Origin of the sequence: Brevundimonas fluminis, from assembly GCF_003934285.1 — a bacterium.
Classification (GTDB): domain Bacteria; phylum Pseudomonadota; class Alphaproteobacteria; order Caulobacterales; family Caulobacteraceae; genus Brevundimonas; species Brevundimonas fluminis.
Genome location: NZ_RQWJ01000007.1, coordinates 22,874 through 42,120, shown reverse-complemented (window position 1 = coordinate 42,120; position 19,247 = coordinate 22,874). Strand labels below are relative to the sequence as shown.

The window sequence follows — 19,247 nt, the reverse complement described above, 5'->3', positions numbered from 1 at the left end:
GGCTACCTCATCCTCGTCGCCTTCGCCGTCATGGCCGCGAAGGCCAAAGTCGCCGACGCCGACGCGGTGGCCGCGCCCGCGGGGCACTGACGGCGCCCTTTTCCCGCCGCGGGGATCGGGGCAGGGTGGAGGCCATGACCGCCCCGCGCCTGAAGACCCTGCTCGCCGTCGTCCTGCTGTGGCTGGTCGCGGGCCCCGCCGCGGCGGCCGTGACCGTCACCTTCTTCGGCCACGAGGGCGCGCAGGTCCGCGGCGGCTGGCTGTACTTCCCCCACGCCTACGTCCGCCTGCACGGCACGCTCGAAACCGGCGAGACGGTCGAGCGCTCCGTCGGCTTCACCGCCCGCAGCCCCGGCCCGCAGCTGCTTCTGTTCTCGGGCCCCGGCATTCTGAAGGAGCCGGACGCCGTCTACGTGGCCGAGGGCGTGCCCTACGTCAGCGTCGAAATCTCCGACGAGGTGTTCCACCAGCTCAGCGCCCGCATCGACTGGTGGGGCACGCCCGAGGGTTCGCGCTACAATCTGAACAAGCGCAACTGCATCGCCTTCGTCGCCGACGTGGCCCAGCGTCTGGGCCTGCGCACGCCCTCGCACGAGACCCTCAGTCCCAACGGCTTCCTCAAGGACATGGTGGCGATGAACCCGCAGGGCAGCGTCCCGGGTCTGCTGGAGGCGCCCGTCCCGGCACCCGCCGTTTCGGTCTAGAGCCGGCCGCGCGCCCGCGCAGCTTCCTCCACGGCGCCGACGATGTGGTACAGGCTGCTGGCCGGCGCCGCCTCCTCGACGATCGTCCGGTCCGACCCCATCCGGTCGCGCCAGGCCCCCGGCGGCGGCCCCTGCAGGAACAGCTCCAGCGCCGCCGCGGCCGCCTCCATCCGTTCGAGCGCCAAGGCCCGTCGCGCCGGCTCCGGCGCGCGCATGGCCGCCTGCGCCCAGGCCTTGATCCGCTCGCCCTGCGCCCACAGCCGGGCGTGGAACGGGCGCGGCCGCAGAGCCCCGTCCAGCTCCCCCACGGTCACGCCGGTCTTCGCGTCCAGCCCCTGCGCCTCGCCCAGCGCGATCAGCCGCTCACCGACATCCACCGCGTCCGCGCGCCCGCGCGCCATGCCCCATCGCGTCAGCAACCAGCCCCATTCGAACTGATGCCCCGGCTCGACGATCTCGCGCTCTCCCGTCATCCGGGTCCAGTCGCCGTCGTAGAATTCGTGCACCGCCCCTGTGGCCGGATCGACGAACCGCTTGAGCGCCAGCTCCGCCAACCCGTCCGCGAACGCGTCCCACGCCGCGCCGTCCGGCAGGCCCTCGACCTCGCTCCAGGCCAGCCCGGCCTCGAACAGGTGCATGTGCGGATTGGCCTTCAGCGGCAGGGTGCGCGGCACCGCCTCCTCGAACCCGCCGCCGGGATGCGAGTGGACCTTCAGCGCCTCGCGCATCCGCCGCGCCGTCGCCGCCACCTCCGCCGCGTCGTCCGCGAAGGGCAGGGCGTGGGCCAGGCCGAACAGGACGAAGGCCTGATCGTAAAGATCGATCGGTTCCTGAATCGGGGTTCCGTCGTCGTCGACGCGCGCATGGGCCAGACCGTCCGGCCGGAGGAACCGGGGCAGGGCGGCCAGACCGTGGCGGACCACGGCGGCCGCGTCGCCTGTCCAGCCCAGAGCGGGGGCCCGGGCGAAGCTGTACATCTGGCGTCCCAGGACCCGCGCCCGTCGCGGGCCGCGAACCGGGCACCCGGAGCCGTCGATGCGCTCGAAGAAGCCGCCGTCGGCGTCGACCCCGGCGGTCGCCCACAGGGGATAGGCCGAACGGGTCAGCCACTCCTCCAGACGGCGCGAGGCAGGCGGAAATTCGGAGCTCAAACGGGCCTCCCGCCGGACGCGGACTGGAGCCGCATGTAACCGGGCGCTGCACGACCGCGCAACGCGCACGGTCACGGGACTTCTTCGTCGCTCTAACCATTGGAGGGCACTGCCTAGCGACACCCCCTCGCGGACGAGTCACCCCGCCTATCGACATGCCCGAGCTTCTGCTGGCGCTGATCGAATCGGGGTGCGGCGTCAGGTTGCACCGGGGCGAGGGCTATTGGGTCGATGTCGGCCGCATGGCCGATTTCGCCCGCGCCAACGAGGACTACGGTGCCGTCTTCCAAGGCGGATGACCTCGCGATCTCAACGACGAAAAGCCGGCGAGCACAAGGCTCGCCGGCTTGAAGCTCGTCATCCGCGGCCGGAGCCGCGACCGCTCCGGACTTAGTTGCTGTCCGGGTCGTCGTCCGTGGCGACCACGATGGCGGTGGCCAGAACGGCGCCGCCGATCAGCAGGACGGCGATCGGGATGCCGGCGAACTCGTTCGAGGCGTCGGCCGACGCGCCGACGCGGTCACCCACGCGAGCGGCGGCGGTGTTGGAGCCGGCGGCGGCGGCTTGGCCCGCGACCAGCAGCAGACCGACCGAAACGGCGGCGATCGTCTTACGCATCTGATTCCCCTTCAAAAATTTAGGCAAGCGCAGTGTGTCCGCGCATTTCCAAGAATGTATCTACAGCTCTCGGGTTGCGCACTGCAAGTGTTTTTCGGACGTCGCGACGTCTAGTGGGCGGCACCTGTGACCTTGAAGCCCCGGTTGTGGGGAACCGCGATCGATCCTTCACCGTCCCGTCTCCACACCTGAAGCTTGGATCTCGGCCACAACCGCGTCCAGTTGCGCGGCGCGCACGGCCGCCGACGGATGGCCCCACTGAGCCCAGCGCACGCGCCAGTTCGCCTCGCCGAAGCGCCGCCAGAAACCCGGCGCCACCTCATAGGCAAATCCCGCCCGCGCCATCAGTTGCAGCCCGGTCCGGTCGGCGTCGCGCTCCGCCCGCTCCAGCTTGCCCGGCGCCACCGCCAGATTGCCGAAGACCCGCCGCGCCGGCGCCTCACGGTCCAGAATTTCCCGGTGCTCCAGCAAGTTGTGCGCCAGTTCGTGACCCAGGATCACCGCCAGTTCGTCGTCGGTCGTCGCGAATCGGACGAGGGCGCTGGACACGTGCACCGACGATCCGTCGGCGCGGGCGTTCAGCTCGTCCGACACGTCCAGATGCACGTCATAGTCGCACGCCGCCTCCGGCGTCAGCCGGACTTCGCGCTCGGCGCCCTCCCGCCGCACCCTCAGCACCACCGGCGCCGCGTCTTCCAGAGCCTCGTCGATCCGGCCGAGATTCGCCTCCACGCCCTCGTAGCGGGCACGGCCGGCCGTCTCGCCGGCCTGCAGGACCACCCGGTCGATTCCCAGGATCACGTCGCCGCGTGACAGCCCGGCCTTGGCCGCGGGCCCGTCCGGCGCGACCGCCGACACCGCCGGCAGGTCGCCCTGGAGGCCCTCGACGACCAGAACGTCGCGCAGGGGTCCGTCGTACTGGTTGGCGGCGTGCAGGCTCCATCCGGCGGTCCAGCCCCGGTCGGGACAGACCTCGACGTTCGCGGTGATCAGCCGGTGGAAGACGCTCAACACGCGACGGTCCATGTCGGCGATCGCGGCCAGCCGGTCGCCCGGCGCGTCGCTCGACGAGACGCTGGCCGCGCTTCCTCCGTCGGCCGCGCAAGCGGTCAGGACGGCGAGCGAGGCGACCGACGCGAACGCTCCGGGCCTCATCGATCAGAAGTAGGCGAACGCGGCGATGGCCGGCACGGCCTGGATCGCGTCGCGCAGCAGGGCGCTGAGCCGCGAGGTGTCCACCACGACGATGTCGTCGCCGAGAATGACCGGATCCTCGGCCTGGCCGTTGCGGATCGCGGCGAGGTCGAACACCGCGACCATGCGCTGGCCGCCGACCTCGCGGAACACGGCCACGCTCCGCACGTCCGCCTCCCGCAGGGGGCCTCTGGCCATGGCCACCGCCTGCATCAGGGTCGTCCGGCCGCGCATCTCGTAAACGCCCGGCTGCGTCACGGCGCCGTCGATGGTGACCTTCTGGCTGGCCGCCTCCTTCACCGTGACCGTCACCTGCGGGTTGCGCAGGTAGCGTTCGGACAGACGCCGGGCGATGTCGTTGGACAGTTCGTTCGGCGTCAGACCCGCCGCCGGGACCGAGCCGATCATGGGCATCTGAAGGTTGCCCGAGGCGTCGACGCGGATTTCCTCGAAGGACAAGTCCGGCACCTGGAACACCGAGACCGTCAGGAGATCGGTCGCGCCGATGCGGTAGTCGCCGGCCGCCTCGTCCCGGGCGGACTCCATCAGCACGACGGGGTCGGTCGGAGCTGCGGCGGTCACGAGACCGGCGTCACGCGTGCCACCGCCGCCGCCGCAGGCGGCGACGAGAAGAGCGGCGCAGACGATGAAAAAGGCGCGCATGTCCAGAATACCTTCCACGTTGGGGCGCCCGCCGCCGCACGCGCGCCGACGATGCCGGTGAGGCCTAACAGGGCGGCCCACGGCCGTCCAGAGCGGCCTCAGACGCCATAGAATTCGCGATACCAGTCGACGAAACGACCGACGCCCTCGTCGATCGAGGTTTTCGGCTCATAACCCAGCAGCGCCCGGGTTCGCGCCACGTCCGCCTCGGTGCGGACCATCTCGCCGGGCTGAACGGGCAGTCGGTTCACGGTCGCCCGCCGGCCGAGCTTGCGTTCGAGCACCTCGAGGTACTTCGCCAGCGGTTCGCGGCGACCTGCCCCCAGATTCAGGATCCGCCAAGGCGCCACGCCGCTGGTCGCCGGGTCCGGGGCGGCGGAGTCCCAGTCGGGATCCGGCGCGGGCGGCAGGTCCAGCGCGGCCAGCACCCCGTCGACGACGTCGTCGACATATGTGAAATCCCGCTCCATGACGCCGTCGCCGTAGAGGTCGATGGGCGTCCCCCCCAGGATCGCCCGCGTGAACTTGAACAGCGCCATGTCCGGTCGACCCCATGGGCCGTAGACCGTGAAGAACCGCAGGCCTGTGCATGGGAGTCCGTGCACATAGGCGAAGGCGTGCGCCATCGCCTCGTTCGCCAGCTTGGTGGCCGAGTAGAGGTTCAGGGGATGAGACACGGGCTGTTCTACGGAATAGGGCAGGGCCCCGTTCGCGCCGAACACCGAACTGGTGGAGGCGTAGACCAGATGCTCGACCTCCACGTCCCGGCAGCCCTGAAGGACGCTCAGAAATCCCACGACGTTGGAGTCGACGTAGGTCTCCGGGTTCTCCACGCTGTACCGGATCCCCGCCTGCGCGCCGACATGCACGACTCGGCTTGGCCGGTGGCGCCGAAACAGGTCAGCCACGGCCGGACGATCCGCGAGATCCATGACGTGGTCGACGTAGCCGGGGTCTGCCGCGAGCAGGGCGCGACGGGCCTCCTTCAGTCTGGGGTCGTAATAAGGATTGAGGTTGTCCAGTCCGATCACGCGCTGGCCCTGCGCCAGCAGACGCCGCGCCGTATGGAATCCGATGAAGCCGGCTGAGCCTGTGACGAGAACGGGACGGTCGTCGGTCAAGCGATCCGCCTCGCACGGCGTCGACCGACCTCGGGCGCGTCGCGCGCACCCAGTTCCAGGACCGCGGCCAGAACGGCGAAAACGGCCATGAGCGCCACCGTCCGGAACGGATACTCCGCGACGCTGTGCACCAGCATCAGGAGCATGCCCGCAGACGCGGCTCTCGCCAAGTCTGCCGCCGTGCCCGGGGGCGCGCGCCACGCGGCCCAGGAGCGCCGACCGAACCAGATCAGAAATGCGATCAGGACCCCGACGCTTATCCAGCCGCCTTCCAGCCAGATTTCCAGATACTCGTTGTGCGCCCGGTTGAACGAGGTCGCGTCCAGCTCTTCCAGCGTCTCGACCGATCGGTAGACGCGCTCGAAAGAACCGAACCCTGCGCCGGTCGGCAGGTAGGCCTGGGCCGCCTCCGCCACCGTCGGCCAGCGCTCGAACCGGGCTTCGGGCGGCGCGGAAGCGTCGAACCGGTCAAGGATGGGGCCGAGGCCGACGGCGGCGACGAGAGCCAAGGCCGCGCCCGCGGCGCCCGTGAGGCCGAGCGCGGCCGGACCGGGACGGGCGCGACCGGCCGCGGCCCAGATGATGAGCCCGGAGAACACCAGCGCGGGGCCGAGCAGCGCCACCCCAGCGCGCGAACGGGTGGCCGCGATCGTCACGACGGCGATCGCGATGACGGCCACGCCCGTCCAGAAGGCCGTTCGCTTCTCCGGCCGCCGGCGGGAGGCCGTGCCGATGACGGCCGCGGCCAGCGGCATGGCGACGACGCACAGCGTGGCGAGGTGATTTCGGTTGGCGAACAAGCCGGTGATGGTGCCCCGCGTCGTGCTGGGCCAGAGGTAGGCGGGGTCGCCCGCCAAGGCCTGAGCCAAACTAAGCAGAAAGCTGAGCAACAGGCCGAGGAAAATGACCCGGACGTAAACCTGATGCGCCGTCGATCCAGTCAGCAGAACGCCCAAAAACACCGCCGCCGCGGGCGCGAATGCGAGGAACGATCTCCAAGTCATGTCAGGAGCCACGGACATGGGCGCCCATCCTGGCGACAAACCCGCAATCTCAAGCGCCAAGATTCCCCCCTCCCTGCCCGGCAAGGCACCCCAAAAGGCTGGGGGAAGGGGGACCAGCTGCACGAGGGGGATCGAGGCCGCCGCCAGGAGGATGCTCATCGCGAACCGGTGACGGGTCCACGCGGACAAGTCCCAAGCTCGCAGCGCACCCAATCCGATCAGGGGCAGCGCCGCAAGTTCGACGGCAGTGAGTCGGAGCGCATGCCTCTGGCTGGCGCCGCCGATCAAGAGGCAGACGACAATGAGGGACGCCGTGGCCACCGCCACCTTGTCCCAACGACGGAACTGCCTGATCCAGGAGTGCGACAAACTTGCGGCTTTCTGGCTCATTGAATCCGTACGTGTCAGAGCGCTGGATCGGTTGCGGCGCTCAATCGGCCCTCACCCGAGTGCCCGCGCTCGGCCAGACCGTGGTTGCAGCCCATATTGATCAATTCGTCATACCGGCCCTCGGCCGCATTGCAAGATTGCCAACATCGAGGCGGCCCAGAGCCTGGATTCAGGGGGCGACGTCAGTACGGACGGGGGCAATCGCAAACGTGTCGAACCATGCGACGATTGTGGTCCGACGGGGCCCGCGAACAGTCCTCAGTTCAAGCCACTGGGCGCTGCAGTCGCCGGGAACGTCGAACGTCACTTCGTGCGGCGCCCAGACCTCAGCGTCCCGAATCGCCGGCGGGGCCCAGGCGGCGATGACCGAATTCGTCTCAAGGCAGCGGATCGTCCACGCCAGACGGGGATCTTCGTCGCCCGCCTCGAACCGGTAACGGCCGGAGAACTTGTGGCGGCCGCGCTCAAGCAGCAGAAGTTGGCTTGCGACCGTCCGGGCGGAAAACCCGTCTGTCTGAACAAAAAGGGCCTTCCCTTGCGCGTCCGGGGTCGTTGACAGCTCAGCTTGGACACCCGGTCCGGCGTTGATCTGCCACCCGAATGGCTTGGGGCCGCCGGTTCCTTCAAAGTCGCCGTCCTGTAGAGGCGCGGGGAGGGGGCGGCCCAATCGTCGCTTCAATTCGCGGAGCCCCGGCACGCGTCCATCTTCGACCCACTCGCCGTAGATCGCCTCAAGCTCCGGATCCGTGAGGCGGCCACGGGTCCGTTGCAGGCCGAGGGCGACCAGTGCCTGAACTTGCGGTCCCCTCTCGGAAGCATGCAGCGCGTTCAGATAGTCGGACCGCCAGTTTGGATGCGGCGCAAGACGGGCGATCAGGAACGGCGCCGCGCGAGGATCCTCTGTGGCCGCGATCGTGAACATCCGAAAAATTCTTGGCCTTACGTCTTCCCGCCGCCTGGCCAAGGCGTCGGCGTGGCCGAAGGCGCCGGCGTAATCGCCTTGTTCAAGCCTCCGTTGAATGAGCCAAGCGTGGGAAGGGTCGTCTCTCAAACTCCAGTTGCCCGCCAGAGTGAGCAACTCGTCTGCCGTTTCCCGGTCCGTCGGTGCGACCGCCAGGCCCAAGACGCGCAAGGCCCTGACGTCAAACGGCGCTGCAGTGAGCGCCATCTCGGCCAGGTCGCGCGCGCTTTCGAGACGGCCCGCCACCAGTTCCGCTTCAGCGGCACGGCTCAGCACTTGTCCGGAGGAGGGCGCAACTCTGACGGCGGCTTCCACCGGTGCTCGCTGCACCAGAAGTCCGACGACCATCTGCCAGCCCAGCCAAATGAGCAGGATCGTCAGAACATGCGGAGCCAAGGCCCGCGCCTCCTTACCTCTGCCCATAGCTTCGCCTACGCCCCCTCCTCCTGCCCGTGGTCGCCGCATCAGGCCGCCTCATTGTCCGACCTTTGTTTCGCGGCTTCCCCGTAAGAGTAGTCATAGGCGTAATCGTAGCTGCCGTATTGTGTGACTTTGGTGTCAAACTTGGTCAGTACACCTCCCAAAAGGTGCCCATTGCCGATCAGCAGGCGACGCAGCGCGCCTCTGGCCTGAGCGCGGCGTGTTCGTCGCGATTCCAGGACGAAAATGGTGCCCCCAACCGCGGACGAGAGCAGGGGGGCGTCCGCGAAGCCGAGCACCGGCGGTCCGTCGATCACGACGTGGTCCACCTCATGGCGCATGTCAGCAAGTATCACGCGCAGGCGATCACTCCCCCAGAGTTCTGCCGGGTTCGGGGGCAGAGGGCCGGAAGGCACGATTCCCAAGTTCGGCTCGGAAGTCGCCTGCACCACTTGTGAGAGGCTTGATGCGCCCGCAAGCAGATTGCTCATGCCTGCTGTGTTCTCGACGCCAACGATGCGATGCATCGAGGGGTTTCGCAAATCCCCGTCGATCAGCACTACGCGCTTGCCGATCCGAGCCAAGTTCAGGGCGGTGGCGTAGGCCGTCGTGGATTTGCCCTCAGCCGGGCGCGAGCTGGTCACAAGGATGCTGGCCGGCACGCCGTCTGGGGTCGAGAACTGCAGGGCCGTGCGGAGAGAGTAGTACGCCTCAGAGAACGGTGACCGGATATCGTCAAGGGCTTCACGAGGCGTCTGCTCGCGGGACAGCAGGGGAATCACGCCCACGATGGGCAGCCCAAGCTTGCTTTCCGCGTCTTCCGGCGTCGCCAATGTCTCGTCGAGCGCCTCCAAGACGAAGGCCGCGAGCGCGCCCAAACCGAGGCCCAACAACGAGGCAAGGATCAGGTTTACCAGCAGGTTCGGCTTCGATGGGGCGGTAGGCACCTGAGCCTGATCGACGATAGAAATGTTATTCGAGGCGACGGTACCAGTGACGCCGACCTCTTTGTAGCGTTCCAGAAGCGCATCGTAGAGAGTTCTGGTCGTGTCCACCTCACGCTGGAGAATGTTGTACTCAACACTTCGATTGCGCAGATCCTGAACCTCGTCCGTGAGGCCGTCGACCTGAGCCTGGAGCGCTCGCTCATTGTTCGCCGCGACGACATATTGACCTTGGATGGAGGACAGGATTCCGCGGGCTATGTCGCTGATCTGGGCGTCAAGTTCCTCAATCTGGCTGCGCAACTGGACCTGGCTCGGCCAGTCTTCGCGGTAGACGCGGGATTGCTGCTGGTACTGGGCGTCCAGCAGCGCGCGCTGTTCGGTCAGGCGTTGAATGGCCTGGTTCTGAAGAACTTCAGGCTGGCTCAAAAGCGGCGCCGCGCGTGCTTGGCGCCATCGCTGCTCCGCCGCGATACGGGCCGCCCGCGCGCTCGCCAAAGAAGCGTTCAGCGCAGAGAGGTTCGTCCCGGCCAATGACTGCGTCTGGCCAGATCCATCAGGCCCCGGCTCGGACAGGTTAACGATGCCTTGCGCGGTGGCGTAGTCGACCAGGGCGCGTTCGGTTTCCTCAAGCTTCGCTTTGGTTTGCCCAATCTGCTCCTCAAGGAACTCTCGCGCGAACGAGGAGGACTCAAAGCGTCGGTCAAGGTTTGCTTGGATGAAGTTCTCAGCGTAGGCATTGACGACCCGGGCAGACAGGGCCGGGACCGGACTGTCAAAGGTTATCTGGACCAAGCGGGACCCCCTCACGGGCGAGACCGAGAAGTTCGTCATCACTACGCTGACCACCGCTTCCCGGCGGATCCGGGCGTACTCAGCAGCCGTTCGATCCCCCCGCACCGGCGGCGTCGCGCCCATCTGCTCCAGAAACGAGTTCGATGCGGCGAGTCCGAGGCTGTCGACGACGCGCTCGGCTAGGGAGCGGCTTCGCAGCAGACCATATTGAGTTTGGAAAAATTCCTCGCCGTAGCCTTGGGACTCACGCGGCTGCACATCGTCGACGTTCAGGACGCGCGCGGTCTCACGGTCGATTTGAAGCGTCGCGCTGGCACTGTATATCGGTGTCATCAGCAGCGTAATGGCCACTCCCGCAAGCAGCGCGAGCAAGAAAGAACCTGCGATTATCCACCGATACTTGACTGCGAGGCGCCAATAGTGAGCAATCTCAAATAGGTTGCCCTCTTGAGATCTGTCCGTTACCGGTGCGCCCCAAAAATCATCCTGATGCCTGTCGGGGGCATTGCGTTTCAACGGAATTTCGCCGTTCACGGACATCTCTCAACTCGCCTTGACCATCTGCTCCGGCGCTCGGACTAGCGGCGCAGACCTGCGCCTTAGCCCATCATAAGGGGAAGAGCGAGACCGCTTCGCTGGGGGTTGGCCTTTTGCATTCTGGTGGCCATCATCAAACTGTCGGGAAGAGCCGGCATATCGCGCGCCGAGCGCACACGAGCGACGGAACCCTTTATCCGTCCGCGTGATCGTAATCGTGGAGAACATGATGCTACTGCATGGGGCCGCGCCTTCCGGGGCTTTCGCTTGAGCGAGGCGGCGAACGCGCGCCTGCCTGTGACGCGTGCAGGCGGGAAAATCCCCTTGCTTGTCGCCTTTGGGCGTATCGGTCTTCTGACGGGTTTCGCCTTGGTCGCACTGCCTATCGGGTATGCTGCCACCTTCCATGGCGGGCCCTTGGGCGTGATGCTTGGCGTCGCTTGGCATCCCACTATCATGTTGCCAGCGTCTGCAAATGCGCTCGTGGTGATCAGCGCATTCAGATTACAGGGCCGCCTAGACCGAAAAATCGCAATCGGCCTTACAAGGGTCCTGCTCGTGCATGGTGCTCTGTCATTCCTGATCCTTGCATTGCGACTGCCTTATTCGAACCAGGTGATGCTAACGGCGGCGCTCGTCTCCTGCGTGTTGGCGCCGCTTGTCGTGTGGCTGGCGAACGACGGGGTCAAGGCGCGCATTGCCGCCGTCGGTCCATGGCATCCGCTGATGGACCGGTTGGAAGGCCGCTTCGATTGGATAGAAGAGCCCCGCTCGAACCTGCTGGACTACGATCTCATCCTGACGCCCGATATGGGATTGTTGCCCGTCGGCTGGTCGAAAGTTCTTTCGAACACCATGCTGATGGGGCGTCCCGTGCGCCATCTGGCCGAATTCATCGAGGAGGTTGAGGGCCGGACGTGCTTGGAGCATTTTGACCCCCAGCATGTGCAGAACCGTGGGCTGACGTCATATCGGACCCGGAAGCGCATCATGGACGTCGCCCTGGTGGTGATCGCCCTTCCTGTCGCGGTTCCTCTCCTGGCTGCGGCATGCGTCGTCATTGCAGTGACCATGGGGCGCCCGGTGCTGTTCGTTCAGGAACGGGTTGGCTTGGGCGGTCGAGTATTCCGTATGTACAAGCTCCGGACGATGAGGCCGGCGCTTCCCAACGAGACGGCCGCTGCCACGAACTCGTCTAATGCGGATCGTGTTACTCCCGCTGGCCGCCTTTTTCGGAAATATCGAATTGACGAACTGCCGCAGCTCTGGAACGTGCTGGCCGGCGACATGAGTATCATAGGCCCCAGGCCCGAATGGCGATTGCTGAGCGAGGCGTATAGCGCGGAGCTGCCGACCTATTCATACCGGTACCTCGTTCGCCCCGGGATTACAGGCTGGGCACAGGTGCGCGGTGGGTACGCGTCGGACTTGGCCGAAACGAGAGCGAAGGTTGAGCTTGATCTGTTTTACATTAAGAATTTCTCGTTCGCCTTGGATGTCCAGATACTGATACGAACCATCTGGACGCTAGCGTCGGGTTTTGGCGCGAGGTAGCGCGCCAGCATCCTGATCAAAATACAACAGTAGCCTCCAGTCATTTCGACTGGTGGCCTCAGAACATTCCGACCGGATGCCCGTTTCCCGAGTTCTCAACAGACAATGACTTCATGAGCACCTTCGCCGCCCAACTCCTTGGTCGTCTTCGCGACCGCACCGCCGTCATAGGCATCGTCGGACTGGGCTACGTGGGCCTGCCTCTTGCCATCCGCTTCTCACAGATGGGGTACCGCGTCCTCGGTCTTGATATTGCGCCGGAAAAGGTCGACTCGCTCAATCGAGGAGAGAGCTATATTGAGCATATAGCCGCGTCAGATGTCGCCGCGATGCGCGAGGTCGGTTTCCAGGCCACGACCGACTTCTCGCGGACGCCGGAGGCCGACGCCCTCATTCTCTCCGTCCCCACGCCGCTGAACAAGTACCGGGAGCCGGACCTCAGCTTCGTGCTGGACACAGTGGACAGCCTGACGCCGTACATGCGTGAGGGGCAGGTGATGTCCCTAGAGAGCACCACCTACCCCGGCACGACCGACGAGGAACTTCTGCCTCGCCTCGAGGCCGTCGGCCTGAGGGTCGGAGAGACGACCTTTTTGGTCTACTCGCCGGAGCGCGAGGATCCGGGCAATCCGAATTTCACCACCAACACCATTCCCAAGGTCTGCGGCGGCGTCACGCCCGTCTGCCTCGAGGTCGGCCTTGCCCTGTACGGCCAGGTGATCGATCGCGTCGTGCCGGTCAGTTCCACCCGCGCGGCGGAGCTGACCAAGCTGCTGGAGAACATCCACAGAGCGGTCAACATCGGCCTCGTCAATGAGATGAAGATCGTCGCCGACCGGATGGGCATCGACATCCACGAGGTTATCGGCGCGGCGGCCACCAAACCTTTCGGCTTCGTGCCCTACTGGCCGGGACCGGGTCTGGGCGGCCACTGCATCCCCATCGACCCCTTCTACCTGACCTGGAAGGCGCGCGAGTACGGGCTGCACACCCGCTTCATTGAGCTGGCGGGCGAGGTCAACTCGGCCATGCCCGACTACGTCGTGGCCAAACTCACCCATGCGCTGAACGAGCGGCTCAAGTCCGTGCGCGGCAGCAGGGTGCTGGTCCTGGGCATCGCGTACAAGAAGAACGTCGACGACATGCGCGAGAGCCCGTCGGTCATCCTGATGGAAAAGCTGCGCGACCTCGGCGCCCACGTCGACTACAGCGACCCCCATATTGCCAGCTTCCCCAAGATGCGTGAGCACAAGTTCGAGCTCGACAGCAAGACGCTGACGCCGGATGTGCTCGCCGCATACGACTGCGTGCTGCTGGCGACAGACCATGACCGGTTCGACTACGATTTGATCGGTCGTCACGCTGCCTTGATCGTCGACGCGCGCGGGCGCTTTCGCCGCGGCGAAGACAACATCATTAAGGCCTGACGGGCCGGGGCGGGGAGGACGCATGGCGATCAAGGTTCATCCGACCGCATTCGTCGATGAAGGCGCGAGCGTCGGCGACTTCACGGCGATCTGGCATTTCTGTCACGTCGAGTCCGGCGCCGTGATTGGCGAGAACAACAACCTTGGACAGAACTGCTACGTCGGCCGCACGGGTGTGGTCGGGAACGGCTGCCGGCTTGGCAACTCGGTTTCGGTGTGGTCGCACGTCGAGCTTGAGGATTTCGTCTTCTGCGCCCCGTTTATGGTGTTCACCCACATCGCTTTCCCCCGCGCCGCGGTCAGCCGTCGCCAGGTGTTCGTCAAGACGCGGGTCGGCACGGGCGCGACGCTGGGCGCGAATTGCACGGTCGTCCCGGGCGTCGCCGTCGGTCGCGGCGCCTTCGTGGGTGCCGGCGCCACGCTGACGCGGGATTGCCCGGACTGGGCGCTGCTGATCGGGTCGCCAGCGCGCCAGGTGGGCTGGGTCTCGGCCTATGGGGACAAGATTCCGCTCCCGCTGTCCGGGTCCGGCGAGTGGGTCTGTCCGGTCACAGAGGATCGTTACGTGCTGGCGGACGATCAGCTGACGCGCATCCCCGGCCCAGAAGACATCCTGGCCTATGTGCCGGGCCGCGAACTGCAACGCGTCACCGCGCGCGCGTGAGGAACCAACGAGACGACATGAACATCAAGGGCAAGAAAATCCTGCTCACGGGGGCCGACGGCTTCATCGGGTCACACCTGGCCGAGCACTTGGTCGCCCAAGGCTGCGACGTGCGGGCCTTCGTCTACTACAACAGCTTCAACAGCTGGGGCTGGCTGGATCAAGTCTCGCCGGACGTGAAGGGCGCGCTTGACGTCTTCGCAGGCGACGTCCGCGATCCGCACGGCGTGCGCGCGGCCATGCGCGGATGCGACGTCGTCCTGCACCTGGCCGCCCTGATCGCCATTCCGTACAGCTATCACTCGCCCGACACCTATGTGGACACCAACGTCAAGGGGACGCTGAACGTCGTCCAGGCGGCGCGGGATCTGGGCGTCGAACGGGTGGTCCACACATCCACCAGCGAGGTCTACGGCACCGCACGCTTCGTGCCGATCACCGAGGGCCATCCGCTTCAGGGCCAATCGCCCTATTCGGCATCCAAGATCGGTGCCGACCAGATGGCGCTCAGCTATCATGCCTCGTTCGAAACGCCGGTATCGGTAATCCGCCCGTTCAACACCTATGGCCCGCGCCAATCGGCCCGCGCGGTGATCCCGACCATCATCACCCAGATCGCTGCGGGCGCGACCTCCATCAAGCTCGGCGCCATCCATCCGACGCGCGACTTCAACTATGTGCACGACACAGTGCGCGGATTCGTCGCCGTCGCAGAATGCGACGCCGCCCTAGGCCAGGTAGTCAATGTCGCCAGCGACTACGAGATCTCGATCGGCGACACCGCACGCCTGATCGCCGAGCTGATGGGCCGCGAGGTCGAGTTCGTCACCGACGAGCAGCGTATGCGGCCCGCCGGCAGCGAGGTCGAGCGTCTGTGGGGCTCCAACGCCCGGGTCACCGAACTGACCGGCTGGCGGCCCGAGTTCCCGGGCGTAGAGGGCTTGCGCCGAGGTCTGAGCCAGACGATCGACTGGTTCAGCGACCCCCGCAACCTCGCCCGCTTCAAGGCGGACGTCTACAACATCTGACCATGACCCAGTCCAGCGCCGCCGCCGTCCAGACCTCCGCTCTCGCCGACCGCATCCTGGCGGCGGTCCGCGAGGTGCTGGGCCCGACTGACGGCGTCATGCCCCTGCATGAGCCGGAGTTCCGCGGGCGCGAGTGGGACTATGTCAAGGACTGTCTGGACACCGGTTGGGTGTCCTCGGTGGGGGGCTACGTCGATCGCATCGAGGCCGATCTGGCGCGCATCGCCGGGGTCGAGCGGGCGGTCGCGGTGGCCAATGGCACCGCGGCTCTGCACATCTGCCTGGATCTGGTCGGGGTCAAACCGGGCGACGAGGTGCTGATACCCGACCTCACATTCATCGCCACCGCCAACGCCGTGTCATATGCCGGCGCCCGGCCCCATTTCGTGGACTCCGAGCCAGTTTCCCTGGGCGTCGACGCCGGGCGGCTTGAGGCGCACCTGCAGGCGGTCGCCGAGCTGCGCGAAGGGGTCTGCCACAATCGCGCGACCGGCGCGCCGATCCGAGCCCTGGTGGTGATGCACGCCTTCGGCCACCCCTGCGACCTGGACGCGATCGAGGCGGTGACCGTGCGCTGGAACCTGGCGCTAGTGGAGGACGCCGCGGAATCGCTGGGTTCGTTGTACAAGGGCGCGCACACCGGCGGGCGGGGGCGGGTGGCGGCGCTCAGCTTCAACGGCAACAAGGTGGTCACCACCGGCGGCGGCGGGGCGATCCTGACCAACGACGCCGAACTGGGCCGGCGGGCCAAGCACCTGACCACCACCGCGCGCGTGCCCCACCGCTGGAGCTTCATCCACGACCAAATCGGTTACAACTACCGCATGCCCAATCTGAACGCGGCTTTGGGCTGCGCCCAGCTGGAGCGGCTGGACGACATGATCCGGCGCAAGCGCGACCTGGCCGCGCGCTACGCCGCCGCCTTCAAGGAGGTCCAGGGCGTGCGCTTCCTGGCCGAGCCCGAGGGCACGCACAGCAACTATTGGCTCAACGCCATCGTGCTGGACGACGCCGATTTGGAGAGTCGCGACCGCGTGTTGGAACGGCTGAACGACGCCGGCTACATGTCGCGACCAATCTGGACCCTGATGCACCGACTGCCGATGTACGCCGACTGCCCTCGCGCCGACCTTGTGGTGGCCGAGCGGCTGGAAGCCACCGTCATCAACCTGCCATCCAGCCCCAAGCTGGTCGACGCGTGACCTCGCCCCTGACAGTCTGCGTGGTGACGGGCAGCCGCGCCGAATACGGCTTGCTGCAATGGGTCATGCATGACCTGCGCGCCGATCCGGACGTGACGCTTCAGGTGATCGCCACGGGCATGCATCTGGAACCTCGATTCGGCATGACCGTCGATCGGATCGAGGCGGATGGATTCACCGTCGACGCCCGCGTGCCCTTGGGGCTGGACGGCGACGCGCCCGTCGACGTGGCGCGCGCCATGGGTCGCGGCGTGGAAGGCGTTTCGCGAGCGCTGGTCGACCTGCGCCCTGACGTCATGCTGATGCTGGGCGACAGGTTCGAAATCTTGGCGGCGGCCCAAGCGGCCTTGGTCCACAATGTGCCGATCGCCCACATCGCCGGCGGCGACGTGACCGAAGGCGCCTTCGACGAGGCCATCCGTCACGCCCTGACCAAGATGGCGCACCTGCACCTGACCACCAACGCCCAGTCGGCCGCCCGCGTGCGTCAGATGGGCGAGGATCCGGCACGGATTCTCGTCGTCGGCAGCCCCGGCCTGGACCACCTTTTGCGCTCCGAGCTGCTAACTGGAGAGGAGCTGGAGGCCGCGTTGGGTGCGCCGCTGGGACCGCGCAACATCCTGGTCACCTTCCATCCGGTGACGCTGGAGGCCGACCGCGGCGGGGGCGAACTGACCCAGCTCCTGGACGCCTTGAGCCGGCTGGCGGACGACGTGATGATCTGGATCACCCGGCCCAACGCCGACCCCGGCAACCACGCCGTAAACACCGCCTTGGACGCTTGGGCGGTCGGCCGGCCGCAGGTGCGCCTGCACACCTCCCTCGGCCAGGTGCGCTACCTATCCCTGATGGCCCAAGTCGACGCGGTGGTCGGCAATTCTTCCAGCGGCCTCTATGAGGCCCCGTCCCTGGGCGTGCCGACGGTCGACGTCGGCGACCGCCAGGCCGGCCGGCTGGTCGCGACCTCGGTCATCCGCACCCCCGCCCGAGCCGACTCCATCGCCGCCGCGATCGACCGGGCGCTGAGGACGGACGCGACCGGGACGGTCAACCCCTATGGCGACGGCCGCTCCGCCGGGCGGATCGTGGCGGCACTTAAGGCCGCGCCGCGCGGGTCCGCCCTTCTGCGCAAGACGTTCCACGAGGCGTCCCATGTCTGAGCCGGTGTTCGTCATCGCCGAAGCGGGGGTGAACCACAACGGCTCGCTGGACCTGGCGCGCCGGCTGGTCGGCGCGGCCGCCGACGCCGGCGCCGACGTGGTCAAGTTCCAGAGCTTCAAGGCCGAGCTTTTGGTCACCCGCCGCGCCGAGAAGGCCGCCTATCAGGTGACGAACACCGGCGAGGCCGGCGATCAGCTGGCCATGCTCAAGGGGCTGGAACTGTCGCTGGACGACACGCGGGCCCTGGTCGATCACTGCCGTGACTGCGGCATCCGCTTCATGTCCACCGCCTTCGACATGCCCAGCCTGCGGTTCTTGGCCGGGCTGGACATGCCGGCGGTCAAGATTCCGTCGGGCGACCTGACCTATGGCCCCATGCTGCTGGCGGCCGCGCGTCTGGGCCGGCCCCTGATCGTCTCGACCGGCATGGCCACCCTGGCCGAGGTGGACGAGGCCCTGTCGGTGATCGCCTTCGGACTGACGCGGGACGGCGATCCGCCCGACCGGACGGCGCTGGAAGCCGCCCGGTTCAGCGCCGAGGGTCAGGCCGCATTGGAGCGGGCGGTCACCCTTCTGCATTGCACGACCCAATATCCGGCCCCTCCAAAGGCGGTGAACCTGCGCGCCATGGACGCCATGGCCCAAGCTTTCGGCCTTCGCGTCGGATACTCCGACCACACCTCGGGCACGGCCGTGTCGGTCGCCGCCGTCGCTCGCGGGGCCACGGTGATCGAGAAGCATTTCACCTTGGACCGCACCCTGCCCGGGCCTGACCACGCCGCCTCGCTGGAGCCCGCCGAACTGGCCACCATGATCGCCGACGTCCGCACGGTCGAGGCCGCCTTGGGCTCGCCGCGCAAGGGGCCCGACCCGGTCGAGGTTCCCAACCGCCGCATCGCCCGCCGCAGTCTCGTCGCGGCCCGTCCCATCGCGGCGGGTGTGACGATCTCGGCCGACGACCTGACCGCCAAGCGCCCGGCCGACGGCCTGTCACCCATGCGCGCTTGGGAGGTGATCGGCCGGGTCGCGGCCCGCGACTATGGCCCCGACGACCCGGTGTTGCCGTGACGGGCCCGGTAGTGATCGTGGGCGCCGGGGGCCACGCCCGCGTCGTGGCCGATGCCCTGATGTGCCAGGGAGTCGAGGTGCGCGGCTTCGTGGATCCCGACGTGTCCCTGCACGGATCGCCCGTCTACGGCCGTCCTGTCCTGGGCGGCGACGCGGTGCTGGACGAGCCCGATCTGTTGGACTGCGACCTGGTCAACGGTCTGGGCGGGGTCGGGCTGGAAGGTGGCCCGCCGCTGCGTCGTCGGGTGCAGGAACGGCTTCAGGCCCGAGGCCGTCGCTTCGTCGGCGTGCGCCACCCGACCGCCCACGTCTCGCCCCGCGCCGACCTGGCCGCCGACGTCCAGGTGCTGGCCGGCGCGGTGATCCAACCGGGCGCGCGCATCGGCGCCGGCTCGGTGATCAACACGCGCGCGGTGATCGAGCACGACTGCCGCCTGGGCGGCTTCGTGCACTGCGCGCCGGGATCGGTGGTCTGCGGCGACGTCGATCTCGGCGACGACGTCCACGTCGGGGCCGGGTCGGTGATCCGACAGGGGCTGATCCTGGGGCGGGGCGTGGTCGTGGCCGCCGGCGCCGCCGTGGTGGCCGATCAGAACCTCGCCGCCGTCCTGATGGGCGTGCCGGCCAAGGTGCGGGGATAG

The 19,247-nt window shown here is 67.3% G+C and carries 18 protein-coding genes; 10 read left to right on the top strand and 8 right to left on the bottom strand.

What is annotated here, in order from left to right:
- Window positions 1-134: 134 nt before the first annotated feature.
- Window positions 135-704, top strand: coding sequence for a hypothetical protein (locus EFJ44_RS13710; RefSeq protein ID WP_125257798.1), 570 nt, complete (start codon window positions 135-137; stop codon window positions 702-704).
- On the opposite strand, the gene EFJ44_RS13705 is transcribed toward EFJ44_RS13710, so the two are convergent.
- Window positions 701-1,855, bottom strand: coding sequence for an AGE family epimerase/isomerase (locus tag EFJ44_RS13705; RefSeq protein ID WP_125257797.1), 1,155 nt, complete (start codon window positions 1,853-1,855; stop codon window positions 701-703). The two genes, EFJ44_RS13710 and EFJ44_RS13705, sit on opposite strands and share 4 nt — an antisense overlap.
- 155 nt (window positions 1,856-2,010) lie before the next feature.
- Between EFJ44_RS13705 and EFJ44_RS13905 the strand changes: the two genes are divergently transcribed.
- Complete coding sequence (locus EFJ44_RS13905; protein WP_164511932.1) at window positions 2,011-2,154, top strand: hypothetical protein; 144 nt, start codon at window positions 2,011-2,013, stop codon at window positions 2,152-2,154.
- A gap of 91 nt (window positions 2,155-2,245) precedes the next feature.
- Here EFJ44_RS13905 and EFJ44_RS13700 read toward each other — a convergent pair whose 3' ends face one another.
- From EFJ44_RS13700 to EFJ44_RS13670, 7 genes are all read right to left on the bottom strand, one after another.
- Window positions 2,246-2,473, bottom strand: coding sequence for a hypothetical protein (locus EFJ44_RS13700; RefSeq protein ID WP_125257796.1), 228 nt, complete (start codon window positions 2,471-2,473; stop codon window positions 2,246-2,248).
- Window positions 2,474-2,641: 168 nt separating this feature from the next.
- Window positions 2,642-3,628: a M48 family metalloprotease gene (locus tag EFJ44_RS13695; RefSeq protein WP_125257795.1), complete on the bottom strand. Its 987-nt coding sequence runs from the start codon at window positions 3,626-3,628 to the stop codon at window positions 2,642-2,644.
- Window positions 3,629-3,631: 3 nt separating this feature from the next.
- Entirely contained in the window at window positions 3,632-4,330 is a 699-nt protein-coding gene (locus EFJ44_RS13690) for a polysaccharide biosynthesis/export family protein (RefSeq protein WP_125257794.1), read from the bottom strand.
- A 98-nt stretch (window positions 4,331-4,428) separates the two neighbouring features.
- Entirely contained in the window at window positions 4,429-5,451 is a 1,023-nt protein-coding gene (locus EFJ44_RS13685; protein WP_125257793.1) for an NAD-dependent epimerase/dehydratase family protein, read from the bottom strand.
- A complete protein-coding gene (locus tag EFJ44_RS13680; protein WP_125257792.1) occupies window positions 5,448-6,845 on the bottom strand; it encodes an O-antigen ligase family protein in 1,398 nt (465 codons plus the stop codon). Before EFJ44_RS13680 ends, EFJ44_RS13685 begins: the two co-directional genes overlap by 4 nt.
- A 169-nt stretch (window positions 6,846-7,014) precedes the next feature.
- Complete coding sequence (locus tag EFJ44_RS13675; protein ID WP_125257791.1) at window positions 7,015-8,202, bottom strand: hypothetical protein; 1,188 nt, start codon at window positions 8,200-8,202, stop codon at window positions 7,015-7,017.
- A gap of 68 nt (window positions 8,203-8,270) precedes the next feature.
- A complete protein-coding gene (locus EFJ44_RS13670; protein ID WP_125257790.1) occupies window positions 8,271-10,505 on the bottom strand; it encodes a GumC family protein in 2,235 nt (744 codons plus the stop codon).
- Between the two features lie 120 nt (window positions 10,506-10,625).
- On the opposite strand from EFJ44_RS13670, the gene EFJ44_RS13665 reads away from it, so the two are divergent.
- The 8 genes from EFJ44_RS13665 (at window position 10,626) to EFJ44_RS13630 (ending at window position 19,247) form a co-directional block, all read left to right on the top strand.
- A complete protein-coding gene (locus tag EFJ44_RS13665) occupies window positions 10,626-12,056 on the top strand; it encodes a sugar transferase (protein WP_125257789.1) in 1,431 nt (476 codons plus the stop codon).
- Window positions 12,057-12,169: 113 nt separating this feature from the next.
- Window positions 12,170-13,483: a nucleotide sugar dehydrogenase gene (locus EFJ44_RS13660; protein WP_125257788.1), complete on the top strand. Its 1,314-nt coding sequence runs from the start codon at window positions 12,170-12,172 to the stop codon at window positions 13,481-13,483.
- A 22-nt stretch (window positions 13,484-13,505) separates the two neighbouring features.
- Entirely contained in the window at window positions 13,506-14,147 is a 642-nt protein-coding gene (locus EFJ44_RS13655) for an acyltransferase (RefSeq protein WP_125257787.1), read from the top strand.
- Entirely contained in the window at window positions 14,144-15,175 is a 1,032-nt protein-coding gene (locus EFJ44_RS13650; RefSeq protein WP_277596110.1) for an NAD-dependent 4,6-dehydratase LegB, read from the top strand. The genes EFJ44_RS13655 and EFJ44_RS13650 overlap by 4 nt, the downstream gene beginning before the upstream one ends.
- A 2-nt stretch (window positions 15,176-15,177) precedes the next feature.
- Window positions 15,178-16,377, top strand: coding sequence for a LegC family aminotransferase (locus tag EFJ44_RS13645; RefSeq protein WP_125257786.1), 1,200 nt, complete (start codon window positions 15,178-15,180; stop codon window positions 16,375-16,377).
- Window positions 16,374-17,537 (top strand): UDP-N-acetylglucosamine 2-epimerase, encoded by a 1,164-nt coding sequence (gene neuC, locus EFJ44_RS13640; protein ID WP_206426926.1) that lies wholly within the window; start codon window positions 16,374-16,376, stop codon window positions 17,535-17,537. Before EFJ44_RS13645 ends, neuC begins: the two co-directional genes overlap by 4 nt.
- Complete coding sequence (gene neuB, locus EFJ44_RS13635) at window positions 17,530-18,606, top strand: N-acetylneuraminate synthase (RefSeq protein WP_125257785.1); 1,077 nt, start codon at window positions 17,530-17,532, stop codon at window positions 18,604-18,606. The genes neuC and neuB overlap by 8 nt, the downstream gene beginning before the upstream one ends.
- Window positions 18,603-19,247, top strand: coding sequence for a NeuD/PglB/VioB family sugar acetyltransferase (locus EFJ44_RS13630; RefSeq protein WP_164511931.1), 645 nt, complete (start codon window positions 18,603-18,605; stop codon window positions 19,245-19,247). The genes neuB and EFJ44_RS13630 overlap by 4 nt, the downstream gene beginning before the upstream one ends.